Raw genomic sequence first — 24,935 nt, forward strand, 5'->3', positions numbered from 1 at the left:
GAATTGGATTCGCCAAAATGAGCCGAAAAATCGCCGCCATCGTGCTTGCCGCCGGTCTGGGCACGCGCATGAAATCGGCCCGGCCCAAAGCCCTGCTCGAAGTGGGCGGGCGGCCGGTGATCGGCCATATTGCGGCGGAGCTCGCCAAGCTCGGCGTCGCCAAGGTCGCGCTGATTCTGGGGGCCGGCATGGACGACGTGCTCGACGCCGCGCGCGCGGCCGCTCCCGGCCTCGATATCGTTTCGGTGCTGCAGGCCGATCGCTTGGGCACGGCGCATGCCGCCTTGCAGGCGCGCGCGGTCCTCGACGGGTTCGACGGCGACGTGCTGGTGGCGCTGGGCGACGCGCCCTTCGTGTCGGCCGAAACCTTCGCGCGCCTGGCGGGCGCATTGCGCAGCGACCCCAAACCCGCTTTGGCGGTGCTGGGCGTGCGGGTACCCGTGCCCAATTCCTTCGGCCGCTTGATCGTCACCAATGTCGACGCGGAATTGGTGCGCATCGTCGAAGCGAAGGAAGCGACACCGTCGGAACTCGCCATCGACTTCGTCAATTCCGGCGTCATGGCCTTCGACGGCAAGGGCATGTTCGATCTGATCGCCAAGATCGGCAACGCCAACGCCAAGGGCGAATATTATCTGACCGACGCAGTCGAGATCGCGCGCAAGGCGGGGCGCAAAGTCGTCGCCGCCGAAGGTTCGCGCGACGAGTGGCGGGCGGCCGACGACAAGGTGCAACTCGCCGATCTCGAATCCTGGTTCCAGGCCAAGAAGCGCGACGCGGCGATGCGCGGCGGCGTCACGCTGATCGATCCGTCGTCGGTGTGGTTCAGCTACGACACCGAGATCGGCGCCGACACGGTCGTCTATCCCGGCACGATTTTCGGGCCCGGCGTAAAAGTGGGTCGCGACGTGCAGATCAAAGGCTTCTGCCATCTCGAAGGCGCCACGGTCGCCGACGGCGTGCTCATGGGCCCCTATGCGCGATTGCGCCCCGGCGCGGTGATCGGCGAGGGCGCGCATATCGGCAATTTCGTCGAGATCAAAGCGGCACGCGTCGAAGCGGGCGCCAAGATCAACCATCTCTCCTATATCGGCGATGCGCGCGTGGGGGCGAAGGCGAATATCGGGGCGGGGGCCATCACCTGCAATTACGACGGCTTCTTCAAATCGCACACCGATATCGGGGCGGGCGCGTTCGTCGGCTCGAACGCTTCGCTCGTCGCACCAGTGACGATCGGCGACGGCGCCATCGTCGGGGCGGGCTCGGTCGTCACGCGCGACGTGCCCGCCGATGCGATGGTCGTGGTGCGTCCCGCACCGGTGGTCAAAGAAGGCTGGGCGAAAATGTTCCGCACCCGCCGGGCGGCCGAAAAAGCGGCGCAGAAGAAAGGCTAGATCCGGATATGTGCGGCATCGTCGGAATCGTCGGCAAAGGTGCGGCCACGCCGCTGTTGGTGGATGGCCTCAAGCGCCTGGAATATCGCGGCTACGATTCCGCCGGCGTGGCCACGCTGGTGAACGGTCATATCGAACGCCGCCGCGCATCGGGCCGCATCGCCGCGTTGGAGGATCGCGTCAACGCCGAGCCGCTGGGCGGGCGCACAGGCATCGCACATACGCGCTGGGCGACGCATGGCGCCCCGGTCGAGAACAACGCGCATCCCCACGCGACCGACAAAGTCGCGATCGTGCATAACGGCATTATCGAGAATTTCGCCGAGCTGAAGGCCGAACTCGCCGCCAAGGGCCGCGTCTTCGCCAGCGAAACCGATTCCGAAGTCATCGCGCATTTGCTGACCGTGATGATCGACGAAGGCATGACGCCCGAAGCCGCGTTTGGCGCGGCGCTGAAGCGCCTGCACGGCGCTTTCGCGGTCGCCGCCATCGTCGCGGGGCATGAGGATTTGCTGCTGGCCGCACGTCGCGGTTCGCCGCTCGCCATCGGCTATGGCGACGGCGAGATGTTCGTGGGCTCGGACGCGTTGGCGCTCGCACCGCTCACGCGCAAGATTTCCTATCTCGACGACGGCGATTGGGTCGTCGTCACCGGATCGACCGTCACGATCCATGATAGCCATGACAAGATCGTGACGCGCGCGATCAAGGAAACGGCGTTGTCGGGCGCCCTGATCGGCAAGGGCAATTTCCAGCATTTCATGCAGAAGGAAATTTTCGAGCAGCCCGCCGTGATCGGCGACACGCTGCGCGTCTACGTCAACCCGGCGACGCGCGCGGTGGTTCTGCCCGAATTGCCCGTCGATCTCAAAACGCTGAACCGCATCCAGCTCGTCGCTTGCGGCACGTCGTATTACGCGGGCCTCGTCGGGCGTTATTGGATCGAGCGCCTCGCGCGCTTGCCGGTCGATGTCGATATCGCGTCGGAATTCCGCTATCGCGATCCGATCCTCGAGAAGGGCGGCTTGTCGATGTTCGTGTCGCAATCGGGCGAGACGATCGACACGCTGTCGGCGTTGCGCCACGCCAAAGCGCAAGGCCAGAAGATCGCCGCGATCGTCAACGTGCCCGAAAGCTCGATGGCGCGCGAAGCCGATGTGGTGCTGCCGACCCATGCGGGGCCGGAGATCGGCGTCGCCTCGACTAAGGCGTTCACGACGCAGTTGTCGGTGCTCGCGTCCTTCGCCTTCGCCGCCGCCAAGGCGCGCGGCACGATGTCGGCCGCCGCGCTGAACGAACTCGCCGGTGCCATCTACGAAATCCCGGAAAAAGTCTCCGCCGTGCTGGCGATGGACGATGCGATCCGCGCGGCCGCCGAAATCGTCGCGCCCGCGCGCGACGTGCTCTATCTCGGCCGCGGCACGTCCTATCCCATCGCGATGGAAGGGGCGCTGAAGCTCAAGGAGATTTCCTATATCCACGCCGAAGGCTATCCCGCCGGCGAAATGAAGCACGGGCCCATCGCGTTGATCGCGTCGGACGTGCCGGTGATCGTGCTGGCCCCCAGCGACGAGTGGTTCGAGAAGACGGCGTCGAATATCCAGGAAACGAAAGCCCGCGGCGGGCAGGTGATTTTGATCGCCGACGCCAAGGGGATCGCGAAGGCGGGGTCGCTCGCGACCGCGACCATCGAAATCCCCGAAAGCCATCCTTTCGTGACGCCGATCCTCTACTCGATCCCCGTGCAATTGCTCGCTTATTACGTGGCCGTTCGCAAAGGCACGGATGTCGACAAGCCGCGCAATCTCGCCAAAAGCGTGACGGTGGAATAAGCCCGGGGGGCTGCCTATATATTCCCCCTCGAATTCGCTTTCCGGGGAGAACGATCCATGGCCGAGCCCGCCCGCAACATCCGCTACACCGGTGTGGCGCTGAAGGACCCCAAGCTGTTCCGCCAACAGGCCTATATCGACGGCCAATGGGTGGACGCGGATTCGAAGAAGACTTTCGACGTCGACAATCCCGCGACCGGCGAATTCATCGGCCATGTGCCCGATATGGGCGGGGCCGAAACCAAGCGCGCGATCGACGCGGCAAACCGCGCATATCCTTCGTGGCGCCGCACGCCCGCGAAGGCGCGTTCGGCGATCATGCGCAAATGGTTCGATCTGATGAACCAGCACGCGGACGATCTCGCGTTGCTGATGGTCGCCGAGCAAGGCAAGCCCATGGCCGAAGCGAAGGGCGAGATCGGCTACGCGGCCTCGTTCCTCGAATGGTTCGCCGAGGAAGCCAAGCGCGCCTATGGCGACGTGATCCCGTCGACGTCGAACGATCGCCGCTTCATCGTGACGAAGGAACCGATCGGTGTCGTCGCCTGCATCACGCCGTGGAACTTCCCCGCCGCGATGATCACGCGCAAGGCGGGCCCGGCGATCGCCGCCGGTTGCACCGTGGTGCTGAAGCCGTCCGAGCTCACGCCCTATTCGGCTTTTGCACTCGCCGAACTCGCGGAACGCGCGGGCCTGCCCAAGGGTGTCCTCAACATCGTGACGGGCGATGCGCCGGCGATCGGCAAGGAGCTGACGTCCAGCCCCATCGTGCGCAAGCTCGGCTTCACCGGCTCGACCGAAATCGGCAAGCTGCTGATGGCGCAGTGTGCGGGCACGGTGAAGAAGGTTTCGCTGGAGCTTGGCGGCAACGCGCCGTTCATCGTGTTCGACGACGCCGATCTCGACGCGGCCGTCGAAGGCGCCATCGCGTCGAAATTCCGCAACACCGGACAGACATGCGTTTGCGCCAACCGCATCTATGTGCAGGACAAGGTCTACGACGAATTCGCCAAGAAGCTCGCCGCCGCCGCCGCGAAGCTCAACCCCGCCCCGGGCACGGAGGCAGGCGCCACGCAAGGCCCGCTGATCGAGGATTCGGCCGTTGCGAAGGTCGAGCGCCATCTCGCCGATGCGCTGTCGAAGGGTGCCAAGGTTTTGACCGGCGGCAAGCGCCATGCGCGCGGCGGGCGATTCTTCGAGCCGACCGTCGTCGCCGACGTGACGCCCGCGATGGCCGTGGCGCGCGAGGAAACCTTCGGGCCGCTCGCCCCCTTGTTCCGTTTCAAGACGGAGGAGGAAGCGATCCAACTCGCCAACGATACAGAGTTCGGCCTCGCCGCCTATTTCTACGGCCGCGATATCGGGCGGGTGTGGCGTGTGGCCGACGCGCTGGAATACGGCCTCGTCGGCGTCAACGCCGGCGTCATCGCCACGGCCGAGGCGCCGTTCGGCGGCATGAAGGAATCGGGCATCGGGCGCGAAGGCTCGAAATACGGGCTCGAGGAATTCATGGAGATCAAATATCTCTGCATGGGCGGCATCTGATGACCGGCTTCGACTACGACCTGTTCACGATCGGCGCGGGCTCCGGCGGTGTCGCCGGATCGCGCCGCGCGGCTTCGTATGGCGCGCGTGTGGCCATCGCCGAATCCTGGCGCATCGGCGGCACCTGCGTGCTGCGCGGCTGCGTGCCCAAGAAGCTGCTGGTCTACGGCACCCATTTCGCGCACGAGATGGAAGACGCGCGCGGCTATGGCTGGACCGTCGACGGTACGCTCGATTGGGGCAAGCTGATCGCCGCCAAGAACCGCGAGACCGATCGCCTGGAAGGGATCTACAAGAACCTTCTGTCGGGTTCGAAGGTCGAGCCGATTTTGGGCCACGCCAAAATCGTGGCGCCGAACACGGTCGAGATCGCGGGCCGCACGATCACCGCGAAATACATCATGATCGCGACGGGGGCGAAGCCCGAACTGCCCGCCATCCCGGGCATCGAACACGCGATCACGTCGAACGAAGCGCTCGATCTGCCCGCGTTGCCCAAACGCGTCGCCATCGTCGGCGGCGGATTCATCGCGGTGGAATTCGCCGGCATTTTCCGTTCGGCGGGTTCCGCCGTGACGATCTTCATTCGCGGCGAGAAAATCCTGCGCGGCTTCGATATCGACATTCGCGACCATCTGACGTCGGAGATGACCAAGCAGGGCATCGCGATCCGTCCAGGTGAGAAGATCGCGCGTATCGATCGCGACGGCGCGGTGTTGCGCGTGACGACCGAAGCGGGCGACACGCACGAGGTCGACGCGGTGCTCTACGCCACCGGCCGTTCGCCGAATACCGGCGGGCTGGGCCTCGAAACCGTCGGCGTGCATGTCGATAAGGCGGGCGGGATCGCGGTCGACGAATGGCAGCGCACGACGGTGCCGGATATCTATGCCGTCGGCGATGTGACCAACCGCGTGCAGTTGACGCCCGTCGCCATCGCCGAAGCGCGCGGCATCGCCGAGACGCTATTCAACGCCAATCCGACGCCGACCGATCACGGCGAGATCCCGTCGGCCGTGTTCAGCCAGCCGCCTTGCGGCACGGTGGGTATGACCCAGGAAGCGGCCGAGCGGCAATTCGGCGTGGACGGCGTCGACATCTATCGCGCGACATTCCGGCCGATGAAGCACACGCTGTCGGGCCGCGACGAGCGCACGATGATGAAGCTGGTCGTCGAAGCGGGGACGGGCCGCGTGCGCGGCATTCATATGGTGGGATCGGACGCGCCCGAAATCATTCAGGGCTTGGCCATCGCCGTGAAGGCGGGCCTTACCAAGAAGGATTTCGACCGCACGGCGGCGATCCATCCCACGGCGGCCGAGGAATTCGTGTTGATGCGCGAGAAGGTGAAACGCTGACGGCTAGGGTGCCGGAAACCACGCATCCACGCGGCCGGTGAGGCGGTAGTAGGCGAGCCCCATGAATTCGCGGATCGCGGCGTAGAGCGCGAACATGCGCCCGTCGAAAGTGAAGGCCGGCCACCAATCCGTCCCCACATCCGGCGGCGTCATATAGCCGACCGGGTAGGGGATGAAGCCCGTCCATCCGGCCACGCGGAAACAGCCGACCGCGCGCGGCATGTGGAAGGCCGACGTCACCAGCAGCCAAGTCTCGCCCGGCTTCGGTTGCCCAAGCTCGCGCGACAGCGTCGCGTTCTCCCACGTATTGCGCGACCGATCCTCGAAGATCACGCGCGCCGGATCGAGGCCGAGCATCGGCAGCAACTTCGCGGCACCGTCGGAATCCGTATCGTCGCGATCGAGCAAGCGTCCCGATCCGCCGGAATAGACGAGCTTGGCGTCCGGATAGCGGCGCGCCAAATCGGCGAAGGCGATCTGGCGCTGCGCGTCGTTGCCCGGTGTGGCGTTGCGCAAGCGCATCATGCGCGGATCGACGTCGCCGCCCAGCACCACGATGCCGTCGATCTTGTCCGGCAAGGCGGCGGGGGCGGGGATGCGGTTCTCGAGCGCGTTCAGCGCCAGCGATCCCAATGGCGACGAGCTGACCGCGAGACTGACGAGGAAAGCGAGCGTGGCAAGCACGCGGCCCGCGCGTTTCCAGGGCGTCCACAGCAACGCGATACCGGCGAACAGGACCCAATAAAGGACAATCCGCGGATCGAGCAGCGGGCCCAACACCTTCGAGGCGGCGAACAAAATATCCTGCAGCATGCGTAAAAACCTTTGTGCGCAGAACCCGTCCGATCCGTCAAGCCTTTGAACGATATCGGAAATTCGCGGGCCGTTGCGGATGCGAAAGCCGCCTTGTAGGGTGCTCGGCCAAGTTGGGGACAAACAATGCCTGCGAAATGGACGCCTGATAGCTGGCGCGCGCGGCCCGCGCGCCAAATGCCGACTTATCCCGATGCCGCCGTGCTGGCGGGCGTCGAGAAGAAACTCGCGTCCTATCCGCCGCTGGTTTTTGCGGGCGAGGCGCGCGACCTCAAGAAGCAGCTCGCCGCCGTGGCGGAAGGCAAGGCCGTTCTGTTGCAGGGCGGCGATTGCGCCGAGAGCTTCGCCGAATTCTCCGCGAACAATATTCGCGACACGTTCAAGGTCATCCTGCAGATGACCGTCGTGTTGATGTATGCGGGCGGCCTGCCCGTCGTGAAGGTCGGCCGGATGGCCGGCCAGTTCGCCAAGCCGCGCTCGGCCGACGACGAAACGATTGGCGGCACGACTTTGCCCGTCTATCGCGGCGACATCATCAACGGCATCGAGTTCGAGCCGTCGCGCCGGGCCCCCGATCCCGAGCGCATGATGCAGGTCTACAGCCAGTCGGCGGCGACGCTCAACCTGCTGCGCGCGTTCTCGCGCGGCGGCTATGCCGACCTTCATCGCGTGCATGGCTGGACGCTGGGCTTCGTCGACCGTTCGCCGGCCGGCGAGCGTTTCCGCGAACTCGCGGATCGCATTTCCGATTCGCTGCGCTTCATGGAAGCGTGCGGCATCACGCCGGATTCCACGCCGCAAATCCGCGAAGCCTCGTTCTTCACCAGCCACGAAGCGCTGCTGCTGCCCTACGAGGAAGCGCTGACGCGCGTCGATTCCACGACCGGCGATTGGTACGACACGTCCGCCCATATGATCTGGATCGGCGATCGCACGCGCCAGCTCGACGGCGCGCATGTCGAATTCTGCCGCGGCGTGAAGAACCCGATCGGCCTGAAATGCGGGCCGACGTCCGACCCCGACGAGCTGATCCGCCTGATCGACGCGCTGAACCCGGAAAACGAAGCCGGGCGCTTGACGCTGATCGCGCGCATGGGCGACGACAAGATCATGCAGAAATTGCCGCCCTTGATGCGCCGCGTGGCGCGCGAAGGCCGCAAGGTCGTGTGGTCGAGCGATCCTATGCACGGCAACACGATCAAGTCGGCCTCGGGCTACAAGACGCGGCCTTTCGACCGCATCCTGGGCGAAGTGCGCGGCTTCTTCGACGTTGCGCGCGGCGAAGGCGTTCACGCCGGCGGCGTGCATTTCGAAATGACCGGCCAGAACGTGACCGAGTGCACGGGCGGGGCCGAGGCCATTCAGGACGCGTCGCTGGGCGATCGCTACCACACGCATTGCGATCCGCGCCTCAACGGCGCGCAGGCGCTGGAGCTCGCGTTCCTGCTCGCCGATCGCTTGCGCGATCGCGCGGTGCCGATGCGCGCCCTCGCCGCCAACGACTAAGGACCCGATCGCCATGGCCGATGGCCGTGCACCCGCACCGCCGCCACCCCCGCATCCCGCCAACGGCGAGATCAAGGGGCTGACAGACCATTACTTCGTCAAGACGAAGGGAACGGTCGAGCGTTTCGGCGACAAGCGCGTCACCTACGCGGTGTTCATGCGCCGCCCGATCATTTGCGCGCCGCGTCTGGCGATCGAATGGATCCGCGGCATCGCGGCCGCGCGGGGGACGACGATCGACATCGATCTGCGCCATCCCGAAGGCGATTGGGTGGGGGCGGGCGAGCCGATCCTTTATCTTTCCGGCTCGCTGTTTCACCTCGTCGATCTCGAAACGCTCTATCTGCAAAAGCTCGGGCCGGCGTGCGTCGCCGCCTACAACGCCTATCAGATGTGCGTCGACCTGCCGCGCACCGCCTTCCTCGCCATGGATGCGCGCCACTGTGCTGGCGGCGAAATGGCGGAGATGATGGCCTATGCCGCCTCCGTCGGTTCCAACGCCGCGAAGAAGGAAGTCGGCGCCAAGGGCTTCATCGGCAACGCGACCGACGCGACCGCGCATTATTTCGGCCAGCCCAAAGGCTACGGCACGATGCCGCACGCGCTGATCGGCTACGCGGGCTCGACCGTGCGCGCGGCCGAAATGTATCGCGAGGTCTATCCCGACGATCCGATCACCGTGCTGGTCGATTATTTCGGCAAGGAAGTGTCGGACGCGCTGGAAGTCTGCCGCCGCTTCCCCGATCTTGCCGCAGCGGGCGGCATCTCCGTGCGGCTCGACACGCATGGCGGCCGCTATATGGAAGGGCTCGACCTTCAGGTCGCCTATGCGGTGCTGGAACGCAACGCGCCCTTGTCGTTGCGCGGCTATCGCACCGAAACCGAATTGCGCCATCTGACCGGGACCGGCGTTTCCGCCGCCGCGATCTGGTATATGCGCGAGCAACTCGACCGCGCGGGCTTCCCCAAGGTCAAGATCGTCGCCTCGTCGGGCTTCACGCCGGCGAAATGCAAATCGATGGCGGTGTCCAACGCGCCGATCGACGTGGTCGGCACCGGTTCCTACCTGCCGGAGATTTGGACCGAGACCTACGCCACGGCCGATATCGTCGAGTACGACGGTGTCGCCTCGGTCAAGGTCGGCCGCGAATTCCTTCTGCGCAAACCGGGTTGATCCCATGCCCCTCGAACGTCTCGTCGAACGGCTGATCTTCGCCAGCCGCTGGCTTCAGGCGCCGCTTTACGTCGGCCTGATCATCGTCATGGCGCTGCTGGCGGCGAAGTTCTTCCAGGAACTCGTCCACCTGACCGCGACGCTGTGGACGCTGAACGAGTCCCGTCTCGTGCTCGCGGTGCTCGGCCTCGTCGATATGGTGATGGTCGCGAATTTGATCGTCATGGTCGTGATCTCCGGCTACGAAAACTTCGTCAGCCGTTTGGAGCTCGACGGCGTCAAGGATCGCCTGTCGTGGTTCGGCAAGCTCGATGCGGGCTCGCTCAAGATCAAGCTCGCCTCGTCGATCGTCGCGATCTCGTCGATCCATCTGTTGAAGGCGTTCCTCGACGTCAACGAGATTCCGACCGACAAGCTGATCCTGCTGGTCGTGATCCATCTGACCTTCATCGTGTCGGCGCTGATGCTCGCCTATCTCGACAAGCTACTGGGCGATAAGCACGCCGATAAGGACGCGGCGTGACAGGCGAGCTCGCCATCGCGCTCGCGCAGACCGACCCGAAGGTCGGCGACGTCGCGGGCAATCTGGCGCTGGCGCGCGACGCGCGCGCGAAAGCGGCGAAGCTCGGCGCCGATCTGGTCGTGTTCTCCGAACTCAACATCGCCGGCTATCCGCCCGAAGATCTGGTGCTGAAGCCCGCGTTCCAGGAAGCCTGCCGCGCGGCCGTCGAAAGCCTCGCCGCCGACACGGCCGACGGCGGCCCCGGCGTGATCGTCGGGGCACCCTGGGTCGAGGCCGGGCGCTTGCACAACACGGCCCTGCTGCTCGACGGCGGCAAGATCGCCGCGTGGCGTCACAAACACGAACTGCCGAATTACGGCGTGTTCGACGAGAAGCGCGTTTTCGCCGCGGGTCCGCTGCCGGGGCCGGTCGTGTTCCGGGGCGTGCGCCTCGGCCTCATGATCTGCGAAGACATGTGGTTCCCCGACGCGGCCGAATGCCTGGTCGAAAGCGGGGCGGAAATCCTGGTCGTGCCGAACGGCAGCCCATTCGAAATCGACAAGCTAGACGAACGCATTGCGCTGGGCGTGCAGCGCGTGGTCGAAACCGGTCTGCCGCTGATCTATGTGAATCAGATCGGCGGTCAGGACGAGCTGGTGTTCGATGGTGCGTCCTTCGTGCTCAATGCCGACCGCCAATTGGCGGCGCAGATGCCGGCCTTCGTCAGCGATTTGGCGCTCACCAAATGGCGACGCGAAGCCGGCGGCTGGGCCTGCGTCGAAGCCCCGCGCGCCAAGCCGCCTGAAAAGCTCGAAGCGATCTACGCGGCCCTCGTGCTCGGCTTGCGCGATTACGTGACCAAGAATCGTTTTCCCGGCGTGATCCTCGGCCTGTCGGGCGGTATCGATTCGGCCCTCACCGCCGCCATCGCCGCCGACGCGCTCGGCCCCGACAAGGTCCGCGCGGTGATGATGCCGTCGCGCTTCACCAGCCAGGAAAGCCTCGACGACGCGGCTTCCTGCGCCAAGCTGCTCGGCATCAAATACGACACGATCTCGATTGTGCCGGCGGTCAACGCCTTCGCCGAAATGCTCGGCCCCGCCTTCGAGGGCACGAAGCCCGACACGACGGAAGAAAACATCCAGTCGCGTTCGCGCGGCCTCACGCTGATGGCGCTGTCGAACAAATTCGGCCACATGGTCGTGTCCACGGGAAACAAAAGCGAGATGTCGGCGGGCTACGCCACGCTTTACGGTGATATGTGCGGCGGTTTCGCCGTGCTGAAGGACGTCTACAAGACGACGGTGTTCGATCTGTCGCGCTGGCGCAATTCGCACAAGCCGGCGGATGCGCTCGGCCCCAAAGGCGCCGTGATGCCTGAGCGCGTCATCGTCAAGCCGCCGACGGCCGAATTGCGCGAAGGCCAGACGGACGAAGCCTCGCTCGGGCCCTATTCGCGGCTCGACGCGATTTTGCAGGCGCTGGTCGAAGGCGAGGGCAGCGTGGCCGCCGTCGTCGCCAAAGGTTTCGCCGAGGACGAGGTGCGCCGCATCTGGCGCATGCTCGACCTCGCCGAATACAAGCGCCGCCAAGCGCCGCCCGGCGTCAAAATCACCCGCCGCGCCTTCGGGCGCGAGCGCCGCTATCCCATCGTCAACGGTTTCAGAGGTTAGTCATGACGGTGCGGACCCGTTTCGCGCCGTCCCCGACGGGGCGGCTCCATCTCGGCAATGTGCGCGCGGCGCTGTTGAACTGGCTTTACGCGCGCAAGACGGGCGGCAAATTCCTGCTGCGCCTGGACGACACCGATCTGGAGCGGTCGCGCCAGGAATATGCCGACGGCATCGTCGCGGATATGAAATGGCTCGGCCTGCACTGGGACGAGTTCGCGCGTCAATCGGATCGCCTCGCGCGCTACGACGCGGCGGCCGAGAAGTTGAAGGCGATGGGGCGGCTCTATGCCTGCTACGAAACGCCCGAGGAATTGAAGCTCAAGCGTTTCAGCCAGGTCTCCGAAGGCGGTGTGCAGGTCTATGACCGCGCGGCGTTGCGCCTGACGGATGCGCAGAAGCAAGCCTACGAGGCCGAAGGCCGCAAACCGCATTGGCGCTTCCTGCTGGAAGCGAAGGACGTTACCTGGACCGATCTGATCCGGGGCGCATGCAGCTATCACGGCTCGCGCGTGTCGGACCCCGTGCTGATCCGCGAGGACGGCTCGCCGACCTATACGCTCGCCTCGGTCGTCGACGATATCGAGCTCGACGTCACGCATATCGTGCGCGGCGAGGATCACGTCACCAACACGTCGGTGCAGATCCAGATTTTCGAAGCGCTCGGCCGCGATCCGGCGACGCTCCATTTCGCGCATTTCACGCTGATCGGCGATATCGGCGGCCATAACCTGTCGAAGCGCGAAGGCGGTTTGTCGGTCGCCAATCTGCGCGACGACGGGCTGGAGCCGGAAGCGATCGCCTCGCTCCTCGCGCGTTTCGGCACCAGCGATTCCGTCGAGCCCGTCGCGTCGCTCGACGCGCTGATCCCCGGCTTCGCGTTCGAGAAATTCAGCCGTGCGTCGCCCAAGCTCGATCCCGAAGATTTGCTGCGCCTCAACGCCAAGATCGTTCACGGGCTGTCGTTCGACGCGGCCAAGGATCGCCTGCCCGAAGGCGCCGACGCGGCATTCTGGGTGGGCGTGCGCCCGAACCTGACAAAGGTGCTTGACGCGCGCGAATGGTGGGCGCTGACCCATCAGCCGGTGGCGCCGGTGCTGGGCGATCCGGCCTTTTTGGCGGAAGCCGCGAAACTGCTGCCGGCCGAACCGTGGGACGCGACGACCTGGGGCGCATGGACCAAGGCGCTGGGTGCGGCCACGGGCCGCAAAGGCAAGGATCTGTTCATGCCGCTGCGCTTGGCGTTGACCGCGCGCGAGCACGGCCCCGAACTCAAGACCTTGTTGCCGATGCTGGGCCGCGCGCGTGCGCTCGCCCGTTTGGAAGGGAAGGCCGCGTGAAACTGCACGTTCACAACACGCTCACGAAACGGAAGGAGGAATTCGTTCCTCTCGATCCCGCGAGCGTGCGCATGTATGTGTGCGGGCCCACGGTCTACGACTTCGCGCATATCGGCAACGCGCGCCCCGTCGTCGTGTTCGACACGCTCTATCGCGTGTTGAAGCGGCTTTATCCGGGGGCCGTCACCTACGCGCGGAACATCACCGATATCGACGACAAAATCATCGCGCGCGCACTTGAGTCGAATCGCACGATCGAGGCGATCACCGAAGAGACGACGCGCGCCTATCACGAGGATATGGGGGCGCTGGGCGCCTTCCGCCCCGATCACGAGCCGCGCTGCACCCAGACCGTGCCCGAAATGGTGGCGATGATCGCCAAGCTCGTCGCATCGGGCCATGCCTACGCGGCCGAAGGGCATGTGATGTTCAACGTGCCCGCCTTCGCCGATTACGGGCGTTTGTCGGGCCGTTCGCGCGACGACCAGATCGCGGGGGCGCGCGTCGAAGTCGCCCCCTACAAGAAAGACGCCGCCGATTTCGTGCTGTGGAAGCCCTCGACGCCGGAACAGCCGGGCTGGGAGTCGCCCTGGGGGCGCGGCCGGCCGGGCTGGCATATCGAATGCTCGGCGATGTCCGAAAAGCTGTTCGGCCCGACCTTCGATATCCATGGCGGCGGGCAGGATCTGATTTTCCCGCATCACGAAAACGAGATCGCGCAATCGGTCTGCGCGCATGACGGCGTCCAGTTCGTGAAATACTGGATGCATAACGGTTTCGTGATCGTGAACGGCGAGAAAATGTCGAAGAGCCTCGGCAATTTCTACACCGTGCGCGATCTGCGTGGGAAAGCGCCCGGCGAGGCGATCCGCTTGCTGCTGCTCAAGACGCATTATCGCGCGCCGCTCGACTTCACCGACGACGGTTTGAAGCAGGCGAAGGGCGATCTCGATCGCTTCTACACGGCGCTGAAGAACGCGAGCGACGTGACGCCGTCCGCCGCCAAGGCCGACAAGGTTTTCGACGCGTTGCTCGACGATCTCAACACCGCCAAGGCGATCGCCGAGATGCACGAATACGCCTCCGTGCTGAACGCGACGCGCTCGCCGGACGCGAAGGCCGCTTTGCTGGATGCGGGCGCGTTGCTGGGCCTGGCGCAAGGCGATCCCGTCGCTTGGTTTCAAAGCGACGCGGAAGGCCCCAGTGCGGCGGATATCGACGCCGCGATCCAAGCGCGCCTCGATGCGCGCAAAGCCAAGAACTTCGCCGAAGCGGATCGCATCCGCGACGATCTCAAAGCCAAGGGCGTGATATTGGAAGACGGGCCCAAAGGCACCACCTGGAAACGAGGCTGACCATGGCCGATCGCGTTTATCTCTATGACTCGACGCTGCGCGACGGCGCGCAGACGCAGGGCGTGGATTTCAACCCGGCGGACAAGGCGGCGATTTCCAAGGCGCTCGACAAGATCGGCGTGGATTACGTCGAAGGCGGCTGGCCCGGCGCCAATCCGACCGACGACGCGTTCTTCGCCGATCTGCCGAAGCTGGGTTTCGCGCGCATGTCGTCCTTCGGGATGACGCGCCGCTCGGGCCGCTCGGCCGCCAACGATCCCGGGCTTCAGGCCGTGCTGGGTTCGGCGGCCCCCGCCGCCTGCCTCGTCGGCAAGACCTGGGATTTCCATGTCGAGCTGGCGCTGGGCGTGTCGCTGACCGAGAACATCGACATGATCGTCGAAAGCCTCGCGGAATCGATTCGGCGCGGCAAGGAGACGATGCTCGACGCCGAGCATTTCTTCGACGGCTACAAGGCCAATCCGGGTTTCGCGCTGGATTGCGTGAAGGCCGCGCGCGATGCGGGGGCGCGCTGGATCGTGCTGTGCGACACCAATGGCGGCACGCTGCCGCACGAGATCGAACGCATCGTCGGCGAAGTGACCCGGCATGTGCCGGGCGACAAGCTCGGCATCCATTGCCACAACGATACCGAGAACGCCGTCGCCAATTCGCTGGCGGCGGTGCGGGCGGGGGCGCGCCAGATCCAGGGCACGATCAACGGCTTGGGCGAGCGTTGCGGCAACGCGAATCTCATCCCGATCATCCCCAATCTGATGATCAAGATGGGCTACGACACGGGCGTGTCGGCGGAGCAGTTGACGCAGCTGACGCATCTTTCGCGCATGTTGGACGAGCGCCTCAACCGTTCGCCCGCACGCAACGCCGCCTATGTCGGCGACAGCGCCTTCGCGCATAAGGGCGGCTTGCACGTCTCGGCGGTCGAGAAGGACCCGCGCACCTACGAACACGTGCCGCCCGAAACAGTCGGCAACAAGCGGCATATCGTCGTGTCCGATCAAGCGGGGCGGTCGAACGTGGTGTCGCGCTTGCGCGATATCGGCGTCGAGATCGACCCGAAAAGCCCGGCGCTGGGCAAGCTGCTCGACGAGATCAAAACCCGCGAGCATGACGGCTTCACCTATGACGGTGCGGACGGCTCGTTCGAATTGCTGGCGCGGCGTCTGATCCATGGCGTGCCCGATTATTTCAAGCTGGTCAGCTTCCGCGTGATCACCGAGCGGCGCTACAACGCGCGCGGCGATTTGGTCACGATGTCGGAAGCCAGCGTGAAGCTCGATGTCGGCACGCATCGCCGCCTGACGGTGGGCGAGGGCAACGGCCCCGTGAACGCGCTCGACGCCGCGTTGCGCGCCGCGTTGCTCGAATTCTATCCGGGGCTCAAAGACCTGCGCCTCGTCGACTACAAGGTGCGAATCCTCGCCCCCGAACGCGCCACGGCCGCCGTCACGCGCGTGATGATCGAAAGTGCCGACGGTCACGAGCATGGCGACGTGCGCAGCTGGGGCACGGTCGGCGTGTCGGAGAACGTGATCGACGCGTCCTACGGCGCGCTGCACGATTCGATCACCTGGAAGCTCTATCGCGACGGCGTCGCCGCTCCTTAAGATGACCGCGCGCGGCCCCGCCATCATTCTCGTCCGCCCGCAATTGGCGGAGAATATCGGCATGGCCGCCCGCGCGATGCTGAATTGCGGGCTCGGCGATATGCGGCTCGTGTCCCCGCGCGTCGAACCGACGGACGAGCGCGCGCGCCGGTCGTGCTCGGGCGCCGATACGGTGCTGGAAAAAGCGCGGGTGTTCGACGATCTGGGTGCGGCGATCGCCGACTTGACGCGCGTCTACGCGACTTGTCCGCGCGATCGCGACATGGTGAAGCCCTATTTTGCACCACGCGAGGCGATCCGCGTCGCGGCCGAAACGATCGATGCGGGGCAGGGTGTGGGCTTCCTGTTCGGGCCCGAGCGCACCGGCCTGGAAAACGACGAGATCACGCTGGCCGACGCGATCGTGCCGTTCCCGGTCAATCCGGAATTCAGTTCGTTGAACCTCGCCCAAGCGGTGCTGGTCGTCGGCTACGAATGGATCAGCCGTCAATCGGATGCGCCGGCGCGCCATCTGCGCTTGGGCAAGGCCGAGCCCGCGAACAAGGGCGAGGTCGAAGGCTTGCTGAAGCGCCTGGAGGCGGCCCTCGACGATTGTGGCTTCCTGCGCAACGAACAGATGCGCCCGGTGATGGTGCGCAATATCCGCGCGTTCCTGCTGCGCGCGAGCCCGATGTCGCACGAGATCCGCACCGCGCACGGCATGTTGTCGGGGCTTATCGACAGACCGCACGATCCGGCGCGAGCCGGTAAATCGAAGCGCCGGAATCCCGGCCGCGAAGACTGAACTCGCCCTGCGCGATCCAGCCTTCGGGCTTGCCGGCGGCGTCGAACGTGTCGCCGCTCGCCAGCACGCAGCAGGATTCTTCGGCCCGCATGATCTCCTTGCCCAATTGCTCGATGCGCTGGGTCGCGTTCACCGCGTCGCCGATGATCGTGTAGTTGAGCCGGCCGGTGGCGCCCACATTGCCGACGACCACGCGGCCCGTGTGCACGCCGATGCGCACGCGCAGGCCCGTGCCCGCCATCGCCCGGGCGATATCGGCCGCGCATTCCAACGCGGCGCGCGCATGACCGGGCAGATTGTCGGGCGCCCCCCAGAACGCCATCGCCCCGTCGCCCAGGAATTTGTCGACCGTGCCGCCGGTCGCCTCGACCGCGCGGATCACTTGCGCGAAATGGGCGTTGAGCATCTCCGCGACGCGCGTGGGCGGCATATCCTGCGTCAGCGTCGTGAAGCCGGCGATGTCGGTGAACATGATCGTCAATTCGCGTTCCGCCGATTCCGGCGGCGCTTCGCGCGCGAGGCGGCGCACGAGGCCCTTGGGCACGTAGGATTCGAACCAGCGCAAAGCCCCCAGCAGGCGGTTGAAGGCGTGGGCTTGCTCGTCGAGTTCGCGGATGCGGCTGCGCGGCAGCGGCTGCGCCTTGGAGAAATCGAGTTCCGCGAGTTCGGCCGCCGCGCGCGCGAAGGTACGCGTGGGGGCGGCGAGTTTGCGCGCCAGAAAAATCGCGACGATCACCGAAACCGCGAGCACGGCCAGGCCCGCCACACCGGCCATCACGGCGGTGCGCAAGCCGCCCGCGATATCGTCGACGCGGAAATAGGCGCCGACATACCAGGGTCGATCGCCGAATTCGGGCATCGCGCGATAGAGATAGAGATAGGGCACGCCGTTCACGTCGGCCGCATGCGATGTGGCGGTCAGGCGGCCGAGGAACGGCGCCGAGCGCTTCGCGATCCAGATCTGCGCGAGAACCGGATCGTCGATCTCGTCGAGGCCGGGCAGCGGCTTGGCGGGCGACAGGCCGGGGAAGTGATCGGCCAAGCGGCGATGGGCGAGCACGTGATCGCGCCCGCGCAGCACGAAAGGATGGCCGCCATATTCGGTGGCGGTGGATTCGTCGATCACGCGCGAAAGCTCGCCCAGAAGGACGACGGCGCCGATGACGCCGACCAGCTTGCCGTCGCGACGCACCGCATGACGGCGATTGACGACCGGCCCGTCGTAACGGCGCGCGAAGAACAACTCGCCCCACCAGCCGCCTTCGCGGTTCTGCGCGTCGGCGATGCCCTGCTGCAGGCTGGTATCGTACTTCACGTCGATATGCAGCACTTCGGCACCCGCTTCCGTGCGGTTAATGATCGTCGCGACGCCGCCGACGGGGATATAGGCGAGCGCTTGGATCGCGGGCACGCCGGCGAGCGCGCCGGTCAGCAGATCGGAGATACGCTCCGACCCCTGGTCGGGCGGCCCGTCGACGGGCAGCACGCGCGCGATGTAGTCGAGCTGCGCCGAGGCGGGTTCGAGATGCTCGCGCACTTGGCGCGATACAAGCTCCACCATCAGGTCGGCTTTTTCGCGGAACAGCTCGCGCGCCCCGCCGCCGCCGATCAAAACCTGGATGGCGAGGACCACGGCGAGGGCGAGTCCCACCAGCCCCGCCAAAGCGACGGCCAGCAGGGGGCCGATGCCGAAGCCCATTAAGCGGCGTTCAGTGGATTGATTCAAAAGGGGAAACCCGTGTTTGACAGCACGCGTAACTCTAGTATATTCCGCGCCCTTCGGACACGTCATTCCTGCCTGGCAAGGCTTTGCCCCGTTTCGACGGGCCATTACCGGGAAAGAACGGGTCCAATCTTTCCGGTGTCGCGTCAAGGGGTTCGCCAGGCTCCGCGACGATGCCAGGGGAACCTGAGTTATGTCGAAACGCCACGAGTCTAAATACAAGATCAATCGCCGCCTCGGCGAGAATCTTTGGGGCCGCGCCAAGAGCCCGGTCAACAAGCGCGAATACGGCCCCGGCCAGCACGGCCAGCGCCGCAAGAAGCCGACCGATTACGGCATTCAGCTGCTCGCCAAGCAGAAGCTGAAATTCTACTACGGCAACATCACCGAGCGTCAGTTCCGCAAGACCTACGAGGAAGCGACGCGCAAGAAGGGCGACAACTCGGAGAACCTCATCGGTCTCCTGGAGCGCCGCCTCGACGCCGTGGTCTATCGTTTGAAGTTCGCGCCGACCGTGTTCGCCGCGCGCCAGCTGGTCAGCCACTGCCACGTCCTGGTCAACGGCAAGAAGGCGAACATCGCCTCGATGCAGATCAAGGAAGGCGACGTGATCGAGCTGAAGTCGAAGATGCGCGAGAACGTTCAGGTTCTCGAAGCCGTGTCGTCGCAGGAACGTCAGGTCCCCGACTATCTCGAAGTCGTCGACCAGAAGGCGTTCAAGGGCAAGTTCGTGCGCGTGCCTAAGCTCGCCGACGTGCCGTATCCGGTGAAGATGGAACCGAACCTGGTCATCGAGTTCTACTCGCGCTGATCGCTCGGTCCCCTCGGGGATATCGAAAGGCCGGACCCAAGGGTCCGGCCTTTTTCGTTTAAGCGGCTTTCGGCGTGCTCTTGTCGCGCTGCTCGTCTTCCGCGCGCCAGCGCGTGGCGATCGCGTTCAAGCTTTCGAACACGCCGGAAAGCTCGTGCCCGCGTTTCGTGAACGCGTAGGTCACTTGCGGCGGGATCGTCGGCTCGTAATGGCGCGAGATGATTTCGGCGCTTTCCAGCAGGCGCAGACGCTCGGTCAGCACTTTGGCCGATACGCCGCCGACTTTGCGCTTCAACTCGCCGAAGCGCGTCGGGCCGTTGGATTTGAGCACCCACAGGATATACGTCGTCCACGGCCCCATCAGGACGCGCAGGATCGAATCCATCGGGCAGGCTTTGGGGCTTTCGGGTAGCGGCATCGCGCTCTCCTTTACCGTCTCGTGAGGCAAAGCAGTTACCGGGAGGTACCTACTTTACCAAACCAACTACTTACATCATATCATATAGGTATTTATTTGTAACCACCCCACAAGGGCATCGCGGAGTTCCGAAAATGACAAAGGTCGCAATCGTCTATCACTCGGGCTACGGCCACACGAAGCTGCTCGCCGAAGCGGTCGCCAAGGGTGCGGCGTCGGTCGCCGGCACCAAGGTCGATCTCGTCACGGTCGAAGAGGCCGACGCGAAGATCGAAACGCTGAACGCCGCCGACGCGATCATCTTCGGCTCGCCCACTTATATGGGCGACGTGTCGGGCCAATTCAAAACCTGGGCGGACACGACCGCGAAAGTTTGGTTCGGCCAGGGCTGGAAGGACAAGATCGCCGCCGGCTTCACCAATTCGGGCAATCTGTCGGGCGACAAGCTGAACACGCTGCAAACGATGTGGACGCTCGCCATGCAGCACTCGATGATTTGGGTGAGCTTGGGCGTGATGCCGAAGACGCAGAAGGGCGATCTCGTCCTCAACCGTCTGGCGGGTTACGGCGGCGCGTTCTCGATTTCGGAGAACGAGGCGCCGGGCCCGGACAATCCCAACAAGGGCGATATCGCGACGGGCGAGGCGCTGGGCCAGCGCGTCGCGGAAGTGACGAAGAAGTTCAAAGGCTGACGCAAGGCGGGGCGGGCGGATTTCCGTCCGCCCCGGTTTCGTGGAGGATCGGATCATGGCCAAAGCGCCCGCGTTTTTCGTGAGCCACGGCTCGCCCACGCTGCCGTTCGAGAACGTCGCCGCGCGCGATTTTCTGCGCGGGCTCGCTTCGCGTTTCGAAAAGCCCAAAGCGATTCTGATCGCGTCGGCGCATTGGGAAACCGACGAACCTTTGGCGTCGACCGCCAAACAGCCCGAGACGATCCACGATTTCTACGGCTTCCCGCCGGAGCTTTATAAGCTCGCCTATCCGGCCCCGGGTGCCCCTGAGATCGCCGCGCGCGCGGCCGAAGCGCTGCGCGCAGCGGGATTCGCGGCGGCGGGCACGGATCCCGGCCGCGGGCTCGACCATGGCGCGTGGGTGCCGCTGTCGATGATCTACGACGACGCGGACGTGCCGGTGTTCCAGCTCTCGATTCAGCCCGAGCGCGATCCGGCCCATCATCACAAGATCGGCCAAGCGCTGGCGAAACTGCGCGAAGACGGTATTGCGATCGTCGGCTCGGGTTCGGCCACGCATAATCTGCGCGCGTTGGCGTGGAACCGGCATAACGGCATCGCCGATTGGGCGAAGGCGTTCGACGATTGGTTCGCCGACAAGATCGCGGCCAACGATATCGACGCGCTGCTCGATTATCGGGCGCGGGCACCCAACGCCGCGATGGCGCATCCGACCGACGAGCATCTGTTGCCGATCTATGTGGCGATGGGGGCGGGCGGGCAGGGCGAACGCCTGCACCATTCCTTCACCCATGGCAGCCTGTCGATGGCGGCGTATTCGTTCGCCTGAATCGAAAAGGCCCCGCTTTTCGGGCGGGGCCTTTTGCGTTCGGCGCGTCGCGCGACGTCAGGCCGCCTTGGTGGCGATGCCCTTGGTCGTCAGCAGATCGGCGAGTTCGCCGGTCTGATACATCTCGCGCACGATGTCGCAACCGCCGACGAATTCGCCCTTCACGTAAAGCTGGGGGATCGTCGGCCAGTTGGTGAACTCCTTGATGCCCTGGCGCAGCTCCGGGTCCTCGAGCACGTTGATGCCCTTGAACTTCACGCCCATATGGGTCAGCACCTGGACCACGGCGGCGGAGAAGCCGCATTGCGGGAACACCGGCGTGCCCTTCATGTAGAGCACGATGTCGTTGGCCTTGAGATCGGCTTCGATGCGTTCCTTGACGGGGTCCATGGCGGATGCTCCGGGGGAGGAGGAAATGGGTTAGGTGCTCGCGGGCAACGCGGTCTGCAACGCCATGGCGTGCAGCTCGCCGCCCATGCGGCCTTTCAGGGCAGCATACACCATTTGGTGCTGCTGGATGCGGGACTTGCCTTTGAACAGCGCCGAGACGACGTGGCAGGCGTAATGGTCGCCGTCGCCGCGCAGATCGTCGATGCGCACATCCGCGTCGGGCAACGCCTCGCGGATCAGCTTCTCGATATCGGCGGCCGCCATCGGCATTCCGGCAAATCCCTTAGTGTTTCTGCGACATATAGGCGGGCAGCCAGTTTTCGTGCACGGCCCGCAGCGCTTCGAGGGATATAAGAACCCGGCCCGAAAGTGTCAACGAGGCCCCGGCGACGGTCCGGCCGACGATTTCGGCATGGACCTTGGCCGCTTTGGCCCGTTCCAGCAGCTTGTCGGGCTTGGACGTGGCGACGACGTAGCGCGCCTGGTCCTCGCCGAACAGGAAGGCGTTGTCGGTGCGCTTGGGCGCCAACGCGGCGCCATGGCGGCCGGCCAAGGCCATTTCCCCGATCGCGCAGAGCAAGCCGCCATCCGACAGGTCGTGGCACGCGCTGATCATGCCCTTGGCGATCAGCTTGCGCACGAAATCGCCGTTGCGCCGTTCGAGCTTCAGATCGACCGGCGGCGGGGCGCCGTCCTCGATCCCTTCGATCTCGCGCAAATAGACCGACGAGCCGAGCCAGCCTTCGGTCTTGCCGATCAGCACCAGCGTTTCGCCCGGCGCCTTCAAGGCGAGATCGACGCGCTTGTCGGCATCCTTCAACACGCCGACAGCACCAATGACCGGGGCGGGCAGGATCGCGTTGCCGTTGGTCTCGTTGTAAAGCGATACGTTGCCCGACACGACCGGGTAGTCGAGCGCCAAGCAAGCCTTGCGCATGCCCTTAATCGCGCCGACGAACTGGCCCATGATTTCGGGCCGTTCCGGATTGCCGAAATTCATGTTGTCGGTGATCGCGAGCGGCGTGGCGCCGACCGCCGTCAAATTGCGCCACGTTTCCGCGACCGCTTGCGCACCGCCGGCTTCCGGATCGGCATGGACATAGCGCGGCGTGCAATCGACGACCATCGCCAGCGCCTTCTTGCGGCCGGGAATGCCGACCACGGCGGCGTTGCCGCCCGGGCGTTGCAGCGTGTGGCCGCGCACGAGGTGATCGTATTGTTCCCAGATCCAGCGCTTGGAGGCGAGATCGGGCGAGCCCATCAGCTTGGGCAACACGGCCGAGGGATCGCGCTTGGGCAAACGCTTGGGCTGGATCGCCTTGCGCTTGGGCGATTTCTTCCAGGGCCGCGCATATTCGGGGCTCGCCTGGACCATGGGCGCGATGGGCATATCGGCGTCGACCTTGCCGTTTTGCTTCACGACCAGATGGCCGGTCTTGGTCAGCTTGCCGATGACCGCGAAATCGAGGCCGTATTTCTTGAAGATCGCCGCCGCCATCTTCTGGCGCGACGGCTTCAAGATCAGCAGCATGCGCTCCTGGCTTTCGGAGAGCATCATCTCGTAGGACGTCATGCCGGTTTCGCGCGCCGGCACCTTGTCGATGTCGAGCTCGATGCCGAGCCCGCCTTTGCCCGCCATCTCGACCGAGGACGAGGTGAGGCCCGCGGCCCCCATATCCTGGATCGCGACGATCGCGTCGGTCGCCATCAGCTCCAGGCACGCTTCGATCAGCAGCTTTTCGGTGAACGGATCGCCGACCTGCACGGTCGGGCGCTTTTCATCGGAGTTATCGTCGAATTCGGCCGAGGCCATCGTGGCGCCGTGAATGCCGTCGCGCCCGGTTTTGGCGCCGACATAGACGACGGGATTTCCGGCACCGGCGGCGGCCGAATAGAAGATCTTTTTCTTGTTCGCGATGCCGACCGTCATCGCGTTAACGAGGCAATTGCCGTTATAGGCCGAATGGAAATTCGTCTCGCCCGCCACGGTAGGCACGCCCACGCAATTGCCGTAGCCGCCGATGCCCGCGACCACGCCCGCCACCAGATGGCGGGTCTTCGGGTGCTTGGGATCGCCGAAGCGAAGGGCATTCAGGTTCGCGATGGGGCGTGCACCCATGGTGAAGACGTCGCGCAAGATGCCGCCCACGCCCGTCGCCGCGCCTTGATAGGGCTCGATATAAGACGGGTGGTTGTGGCTTTCGATCTTGAAGACGCACGCGTCGCCGTCGCCGATATCGATCACGCCGGCGTTTTCGCCGGGGCCGCAGATCACCCACTTGGCCTTGGTCGGCAGCGTCTTCAGCCATTTCTTCGACGATTTGTAGGAGCAATGCTCGCTCCACATCACCGAGAAAATGCCACGCTCGGTATAGCTGGGCTCGCGGCCCAGGATATCGCACGCGGTGTCGTATTCGGCCGGCGACAAGCCCATCAAATCGTTGGGGCGCTGCCAGGATTTCTTCGGCTTCGATTTCTTCTTCATTTGGAAACGGCGTCCACGATGGCGTCGAACAAAGGCTTGCCGTCCAGCGAACCGCCCAGCGCGCCGACGGTGGCGGGGTCGGTCGCGTTTTCGGGATGCGGCATCAAGCCCAGCACGGTCTTCGATTTGTTGTACACGCCGGCGATGTTGCGCGCCGAGCCGTTGGGATTGCCCTCGGCGGTCGTTTCGCCTTCGGGCGTGCAATAGCGGAACGCGATCTGGTCGCGATCCTCCATGCGCTTCAGCGTGTCCTTGTCGGCGAAGTAATTGCCGTCGTGGTGTGCCACCGGATAGCGCACGACTTGGCCCTTCTCGTAGCGATGCGCGAACATCGTCTGGCTGGTCGCGACCTTCAGATACACGTCGCGGCAGATGAATTTGAGGCCGGCATTGGACAGCAGCACGCCCGGCAGCAAGCCGCTTTCGCACAGCACCTGGAAGCCGTTGCACACGCCCAGCACCGGCGTGCCGGCATTCGCGCGCGCGATCACGTCGCGCATGATCGGGCTGCGCGCCGCCATGGCGCCGCAGCGCAGGTAATCGCCATAGGCGAAGCCGCCGGGCAGCACGATCAGGTCGAGCTTCTTGGGCAGCGACCCGGTCGAGTGCCAAACGATCTCGGGCCGCTTGCCCGAGGCGCGGGTGATCGCGTCGGCGACGTCGCCTTCGCGGTTGGAGCCGGGGAATACGACGACGGCGGATTTCAT

General features: G+C 65.0%; 22 protein-coding genes. 15 read left to right on the plus strand and 7 right to left on the minus strand.

Annotation, left to right across the window (positions count from 1 at the left end; translation table 11 throughout):
* Positions 1-17: 17 nt before the first annotated feature.
* Genes glmU through gor form a run of 4 tightly spaced genes read left to right on the plus strand, consistent with a single transcriptional unit; the run spans position 18 to position 6,129 of the window.
* Complete coding sequence (glmU, locus tag J0H39_07755) at positions 18-1,394, plus strand: bifunctional UDP-N-acetylglucosamine diphosphorylase/glucosamine-1-phosphate N-acetyltransferase GlmU (GenBank protein ID MBN9496633.1); 1,377 nt, start codon at positions 18-20, stop codon at positions 1,392-1,394.
* 8 nt (positions 1,395-1,402) lie between these two features.
* Positions 1,403-3,226 (plus strand): glutamine--fructose-6-phosphate transaminase (isomerizing), encoded by a 1,824-nt coding sequence (glmS, locus tag J0H39_07760; protein MBN9496634.1) that lies wholly within the window; start codon positions 1,403-1,405, stop codon positions 3,224-3,226.
* 57 nt (positions 3,227-3,283) lie between these two features.
* Positions 3,284-4,771, plus strand: coding sequence for an NAD-dependent succinate-semialdehyde dehydrogenase (locus J0H39_07765; protein MBN9496635.1), 1,488 nt, complete (start codon positions 3,284-3,286; stop codon positions 4,769-4,771).
* Entirely contained in the window at positions 4,771-6,129 is a 1,359-nt protein-coding gene (gor, locus tag J0H39_07770; GenBank protein MBN9496636.1) for a glutathione-disulfide reductase, read from the plus strand. Before J0H39_07765 ends, gor begins: the two co-directional genes overlap by 1 nt.
* 3 nt (positions 6,130-6,132) lie before the next feature.
* On the opposite strand, the gene J0H39_07775 is transcribed toward gor, so the two are convergent.
* Positions 6,133-6,942 carry a YdcF family protein gene (locus J0H39_07775; GenBank protein MBN9496637.1) on the minus strand — a complete coding sequence of 270 codons (810 nt, stop codon included), beginning with the start codon at positions 6,940-6,942 and terminating at the stop codon, positions 6,133-6,135.
* Between the two features lie 126 nt (positions 6,943-7,068).
* Between J0H39_07775 and J0H39_07780 the strand changes: the two genes are divergently transcribed.
* The 8 genes from J0H39_07780 to J0H39_07815 are packed head-to-tail and all read left to right on the plus strand — an operon-like array spanning position 7,069 to position 16,880.
* Positions 7,069-8,448 carry a 3-deoxy-7-phosphoheptulonate synthase class II gene (locus J0H39_07780; GenBank protein ID MBN9496638.1) on the plus strand — a complete coding sequence of 460 codons (1,380 nt, stop codon included), beginning with the start codon at positions 7,069-7,071 and terminating at the stop codon, positions 8,446-8,448.
* Positions 8,449-8,461: 13 nt separating this feature from the next.
* Positions 8,462-9,622, plus strand: a complete 1,161-nt coding sequence (locus J0H39_07785) for a nicotinate phosphoribosyltransferase (protein MBN9496639.1) — start codon at positions 8,462-8,464, stop codon at positions 9,620-9,622.
* 4 nt (positions 9,623-9,626) lie between these two features.
* Entirely contained in the window at positions 9,627-10,145 is a 519-nt protein-coding gene (locus J0H39_07790) for a TIGR00645 family protein (GenBank protein MBN9496640.1), read from the plus strand.
* Entirely contained in the window at positions 10,142-11,797 is a 1,656-nt protein-coding gene (locus J0H39_07795; GenBank protein ID MBN9496641.1) for an NAD+ synthase, read from the plus strand. Before J0H39_07790 ends, J0H39_07795 begins: the two co-directional genes overlap by 4 nt.
* A gap of 2 nt (positions 11,798-11,799) precedes the next feature.
* Complete coding sequence (locus J0H39_07800; GenBank protein ID MBN9496642.1) at positions 11,800-13,134, plus strand: glutamate--tRNA ligase; 1,335 nt, start codon at positions 11,800-11,802, stop codon at positions 13,132-13,134.
* Entirely contained in the window at positions 13,131-14,489 is a 1,359-nt protein-coding gene (locus tag J0H39_07805; GenBank protein ID MBN9496643.1) for a cysteine--tRNA ligase, read from the plus strand. The genes J0H39_07800 and J0H39_07805 overlap by 4 nt, the downstream gene beginning before the upstream one ends.
* A gap of 2 nt (positions 14,490-14,491) precedes the next feature.
* Entirely contained in the window at positions 14,492-16,096 is a 1,605-nt protein-coding gene (locus J0H39_07810) for a citramalate synthase (protein ID MBN9496644.1), read from the plus strand.
* 1 nt (position 16,097) lies between these two features.
* Complete coding sequence (locus tag J0H39_07815; GenBank protein ID MBN9496645.1) at positions 16,098-16,880, plus strand: RNA methyltransferase; 783 nt, start codon at positions 16,098-16,100, stop codon at positions 16,878-16,880.
* On the opposite strand, the gene J0H39_07820 is transcribed toward J0H39_07815, so the two are convergent.
* Positions 16,810-18,579: a hypothetical protein gene (locus J0H39_07820; protein MBN9496646.1), complete on the minus strand. Its 1,770-nt coding sequence runs from the start codon at positions 18,577-18,579 to the stop codon at positions 16,810-16,812. The genes J0H39_07815 and J0H39_07820 overlap by 71 nt on opposite strands.
* Positions 18,580-18,796: 217 nt before the next feature.
* Between J0H39_07820 and rpsD the strand changes: the two genes are divergently transcribed.
* Positions 18,797-19,414, plus strand: coding sequence for a 30S ribosomal protein S4 (gene rpsD / locus J0H39_07825; protein ID MBN9496647.1), 618 nt, complete (start codon positions 18,797-18,799; stop codon positions 19,412-19,414).
* 58 nt (positions 19,415-19,472) lie between these two features.
* On the opposite strand, the gene J0H39_07830 is transcribed toward rpsD, so the two are convergent.
* Complete coding sequence (locus tag J0H39_07830; protein ID MBN9496648.1) at positions 19,473-19,799, minus strand: helix-turn-helix transcriptional regulator; 327 nt, start codon at positions 19,797-19,799, stop codon at positions 19,473-19,475.
* A gap of 167 nt (positions 19,800-19,966) precedes the next feature.
* On the opposite strand from J0H39_07830, the gene J0H39_07835 reads away from it, so the two are divergent.
* On the plus strand, positions 19,967-20,524 hold the full coding sequence (locus tag J0H39_07835) for a flavodoxin family protein (protein MBN9496649.1): 558 nt from the start codon (positions 19,967-19,969) through the stop codon (positions 20,522-20,524).
* 55 nt (positions 20,525-20,579) lie between these two features.
* Positions 20,580-21,353, plus strand: a complete 774-nt coding sequence (locus J0H39_07840; GenBank protein MBN9496650.1) for a dioxygenase — start codon at positions 20,580-20,582, stop codon at positions 21,351-21,353.
* Positions 21,354-21,410: 57 nt separating this feature from the next.
* Here the strand turns inward: J0H39_07840 and grxD are convergent, their stop codons facing one another.
* Genes grxD through purQ form a run of 4 tightly spaced genes read right to left on the minus strand, consistent with a single transcriptional unit; the run spans position 21,411 to position 24,935 of the window.
* A complete protein-coding gene (gene grxD, locus J0H39_07845) occupies positions 21,411-21,743 on the minus strand; it encodes a Grx4 family monothiol glutaredoxin (protein MBN9496651.1) in 333 nt (110 codons plus the stop codon).
* A 30-nt stretch (positions 21,744-21,773) separates the two neighbouring features.
* Entirely contained in the window at positions 21,774-22,013 is a 240-nt protein-coding gene (locus J0H39_07850; protein ID MBN9496652.1) for a BolA family transcriptional regulator, read from the minus strand.
* A 13-nt stretch (positions 22,014-22,026) separates the two neighbouring features.
* Entirely contained in the window at positions 22,027-24,228 is a 2,202-nt protein-coding gene (purL, locus tag J0H39_07855) for a phosphoribosylformylglycinamidine synthase subunit PurL (GenBank protein MBN9496653.1), read from the minus strand.
* Positions 24,225-24,935 (minus strand): phosphoribosylformylglycinamidine synthase subunit PurQ, encoded by a 711-nt coding sequence (purQ, locus tag J0H39_07860; protein MBN9496654.1) that lies wholly within the window; start codon positions 24,933-24,935, stop codon positions 24,225-24,227. The genes purL and purQ overlap by 4 nt, the downstream gene beginning before the upstream one ends.

Source organism: Alphaproteobacteria bacterium (assembly GCA_017308135.1).
In the GTDB taxonomy this organism is placed as follows: Bacteria; Pseudomonadota; Alphaproteobacteria; order CACIAM-22H2; family CACIAM-22H2; genus Tagaea.

What these genes read in the sequence shown, in the direction of transcription:
- J0H39_07765 (MBN9496635.1), top strand. Translation starts at nt 3,284, where the DNA reads ATGGCCGAGCCCGCCCGCAACATCCGCTACACCGGTGTGGCGCTGAAG.
- J0H39_07780 (MBN9496638.1), top strand. Translation starts at nt 7,069, where the DNA reads ATGCCTGCGAAATGGACGCCTGATAGCTGGCGCGCGCGGCCCGCGCGC.
- grxD (MBN9496651.1), bottom strand. Translation starts at nt 21,743, where the DNA reads ATGGACCCCGTCAAGGAACGCATCGAAGCCGATCTCAAGGCCAACGAC.
- gor (MBN9496636.1), top strand. Translation starts at nt 4,771, where the DNA reads ATGACCGGCTTCGACTACGACCTGTTCACGATCGGCGCGGGCTCCGGC.
- J0H39_07810 (MBN9496644.1), top strand. Translation starts at nt 14,492, where the DNA reads ATGGCCGATCGCGTTTATCTCTATGACTCGACGCTGCGCGACGGCGCG.
- glmU (MBN9496633.1), top strand. Translation starts at nt 18, where the DNA reads ATGAGCCGAAAAATCGCCGCCATCGTGCTTGCCGCCGGTCTGGGCACG.
- purQ (MBN9496654.1), bottom strand. Translation starts at nt 24,935, where the DNA reads ATGAAATCCGCCGTCGTCGTATTCCCCGGCTCCAACCGCGAAGGCGAC.
- J0H39_07815 (MBN9496645.1), top strand. Translation starts at nt 16,098, where the DNA reads ATGACCGCGCGCGGCCCCGCCATCATTCTCGTCCGCCCGCAATTGGCG.
- J0H39_07800 (MBN9496642.1), top strand. Translation starts at nt 11,800, where the DNA reads ATGACGGTGCGGACCCGTTTCGCGCCGTCCCCGACGGGGCGGCTCCAT.
- J0H39_07840 (MBN9496650.1), top strand. Translation starts at nt 20,580, where the DNA reads ATGGCCAAAGCGCCCGCGTTTTTCGTGAGCCACGGCTCGCCCACGCTG.
- J0H39_07775 (MBN9496637.1), bottom strand. Translation starts at nt 6,942, where the DNA reads ATGCTGCAGGATATTTTGTTCGCCGCCTCGAAGGTGTTGGGCCCGCTG.
- J0H39_07850 (MBN9496652.1), bottom strand. Translation starts at nt 22,013, where the DNA reads ATGCCGATGGCGGCCGCCGATATCGAGAAGCTGATCCGCGAGGCGTTG.
- J0H39_07790 (MBN9496640.1), top strand. Translation starts at nt 9,627, where the DNA reads ATGCCCCTCGAACGTCTCGTCGAACGGCTGATCTTCGCCAGCCGCTGG.
- J0H39_07820 (MBN9496646.1), bottom strand. Translation starts at nt 18,579, where the DNA reads ATGGGCTTCGGCATCGGCCCCCTGCTGGCCGTCGCTTTGGCGGGGCTG.
- glmS (MBN9496634.1), top strand. Translation starts at nt 1,403, where the DNA reads ATGTGCGGCATCGTCGGAATCGTCGGCAAAGGTGCGGCCACGCCGCTG.
- J0H39_07835 (MBN9496649.1), top strand. Translation starts at nt 19,967, where the DNA reads ATGACAAAGGTCGCAATCGTCTATCACTCGGGCTACGGCCACACGAAG.
- rpsD (MBN9496647.1), top strand. Translation starts at nt 18,797, where the DNA reads ATGTCGAAACGCCACGAGTCTAAATACAAGATCAATCGCCGCCTCGGC.
- J0H39_07785 (MBN9496639.1), top strand. Translation starts at nt 8,462, where the DNA reads ATGGCCGATGGCCGTGCACCCGCACCGCCGCCACCCCCGCATCCCGCC.
- J0H39_07830 (MBN9496648.1), bottom strand. Translation starts at nt 19,799, where the DNA reads ATGGATTCGATCCTGCGCGTCCTGATGGGGCCGTGGACGACGTATATC.
- purL (MBN9496653.1), bottom strand. Translation starts at nt 24,228, where the DNA reads ATGAAGAAGAAATCGAAGCCGAAGAAATCCTGGCAGCGCCCCAACGAT.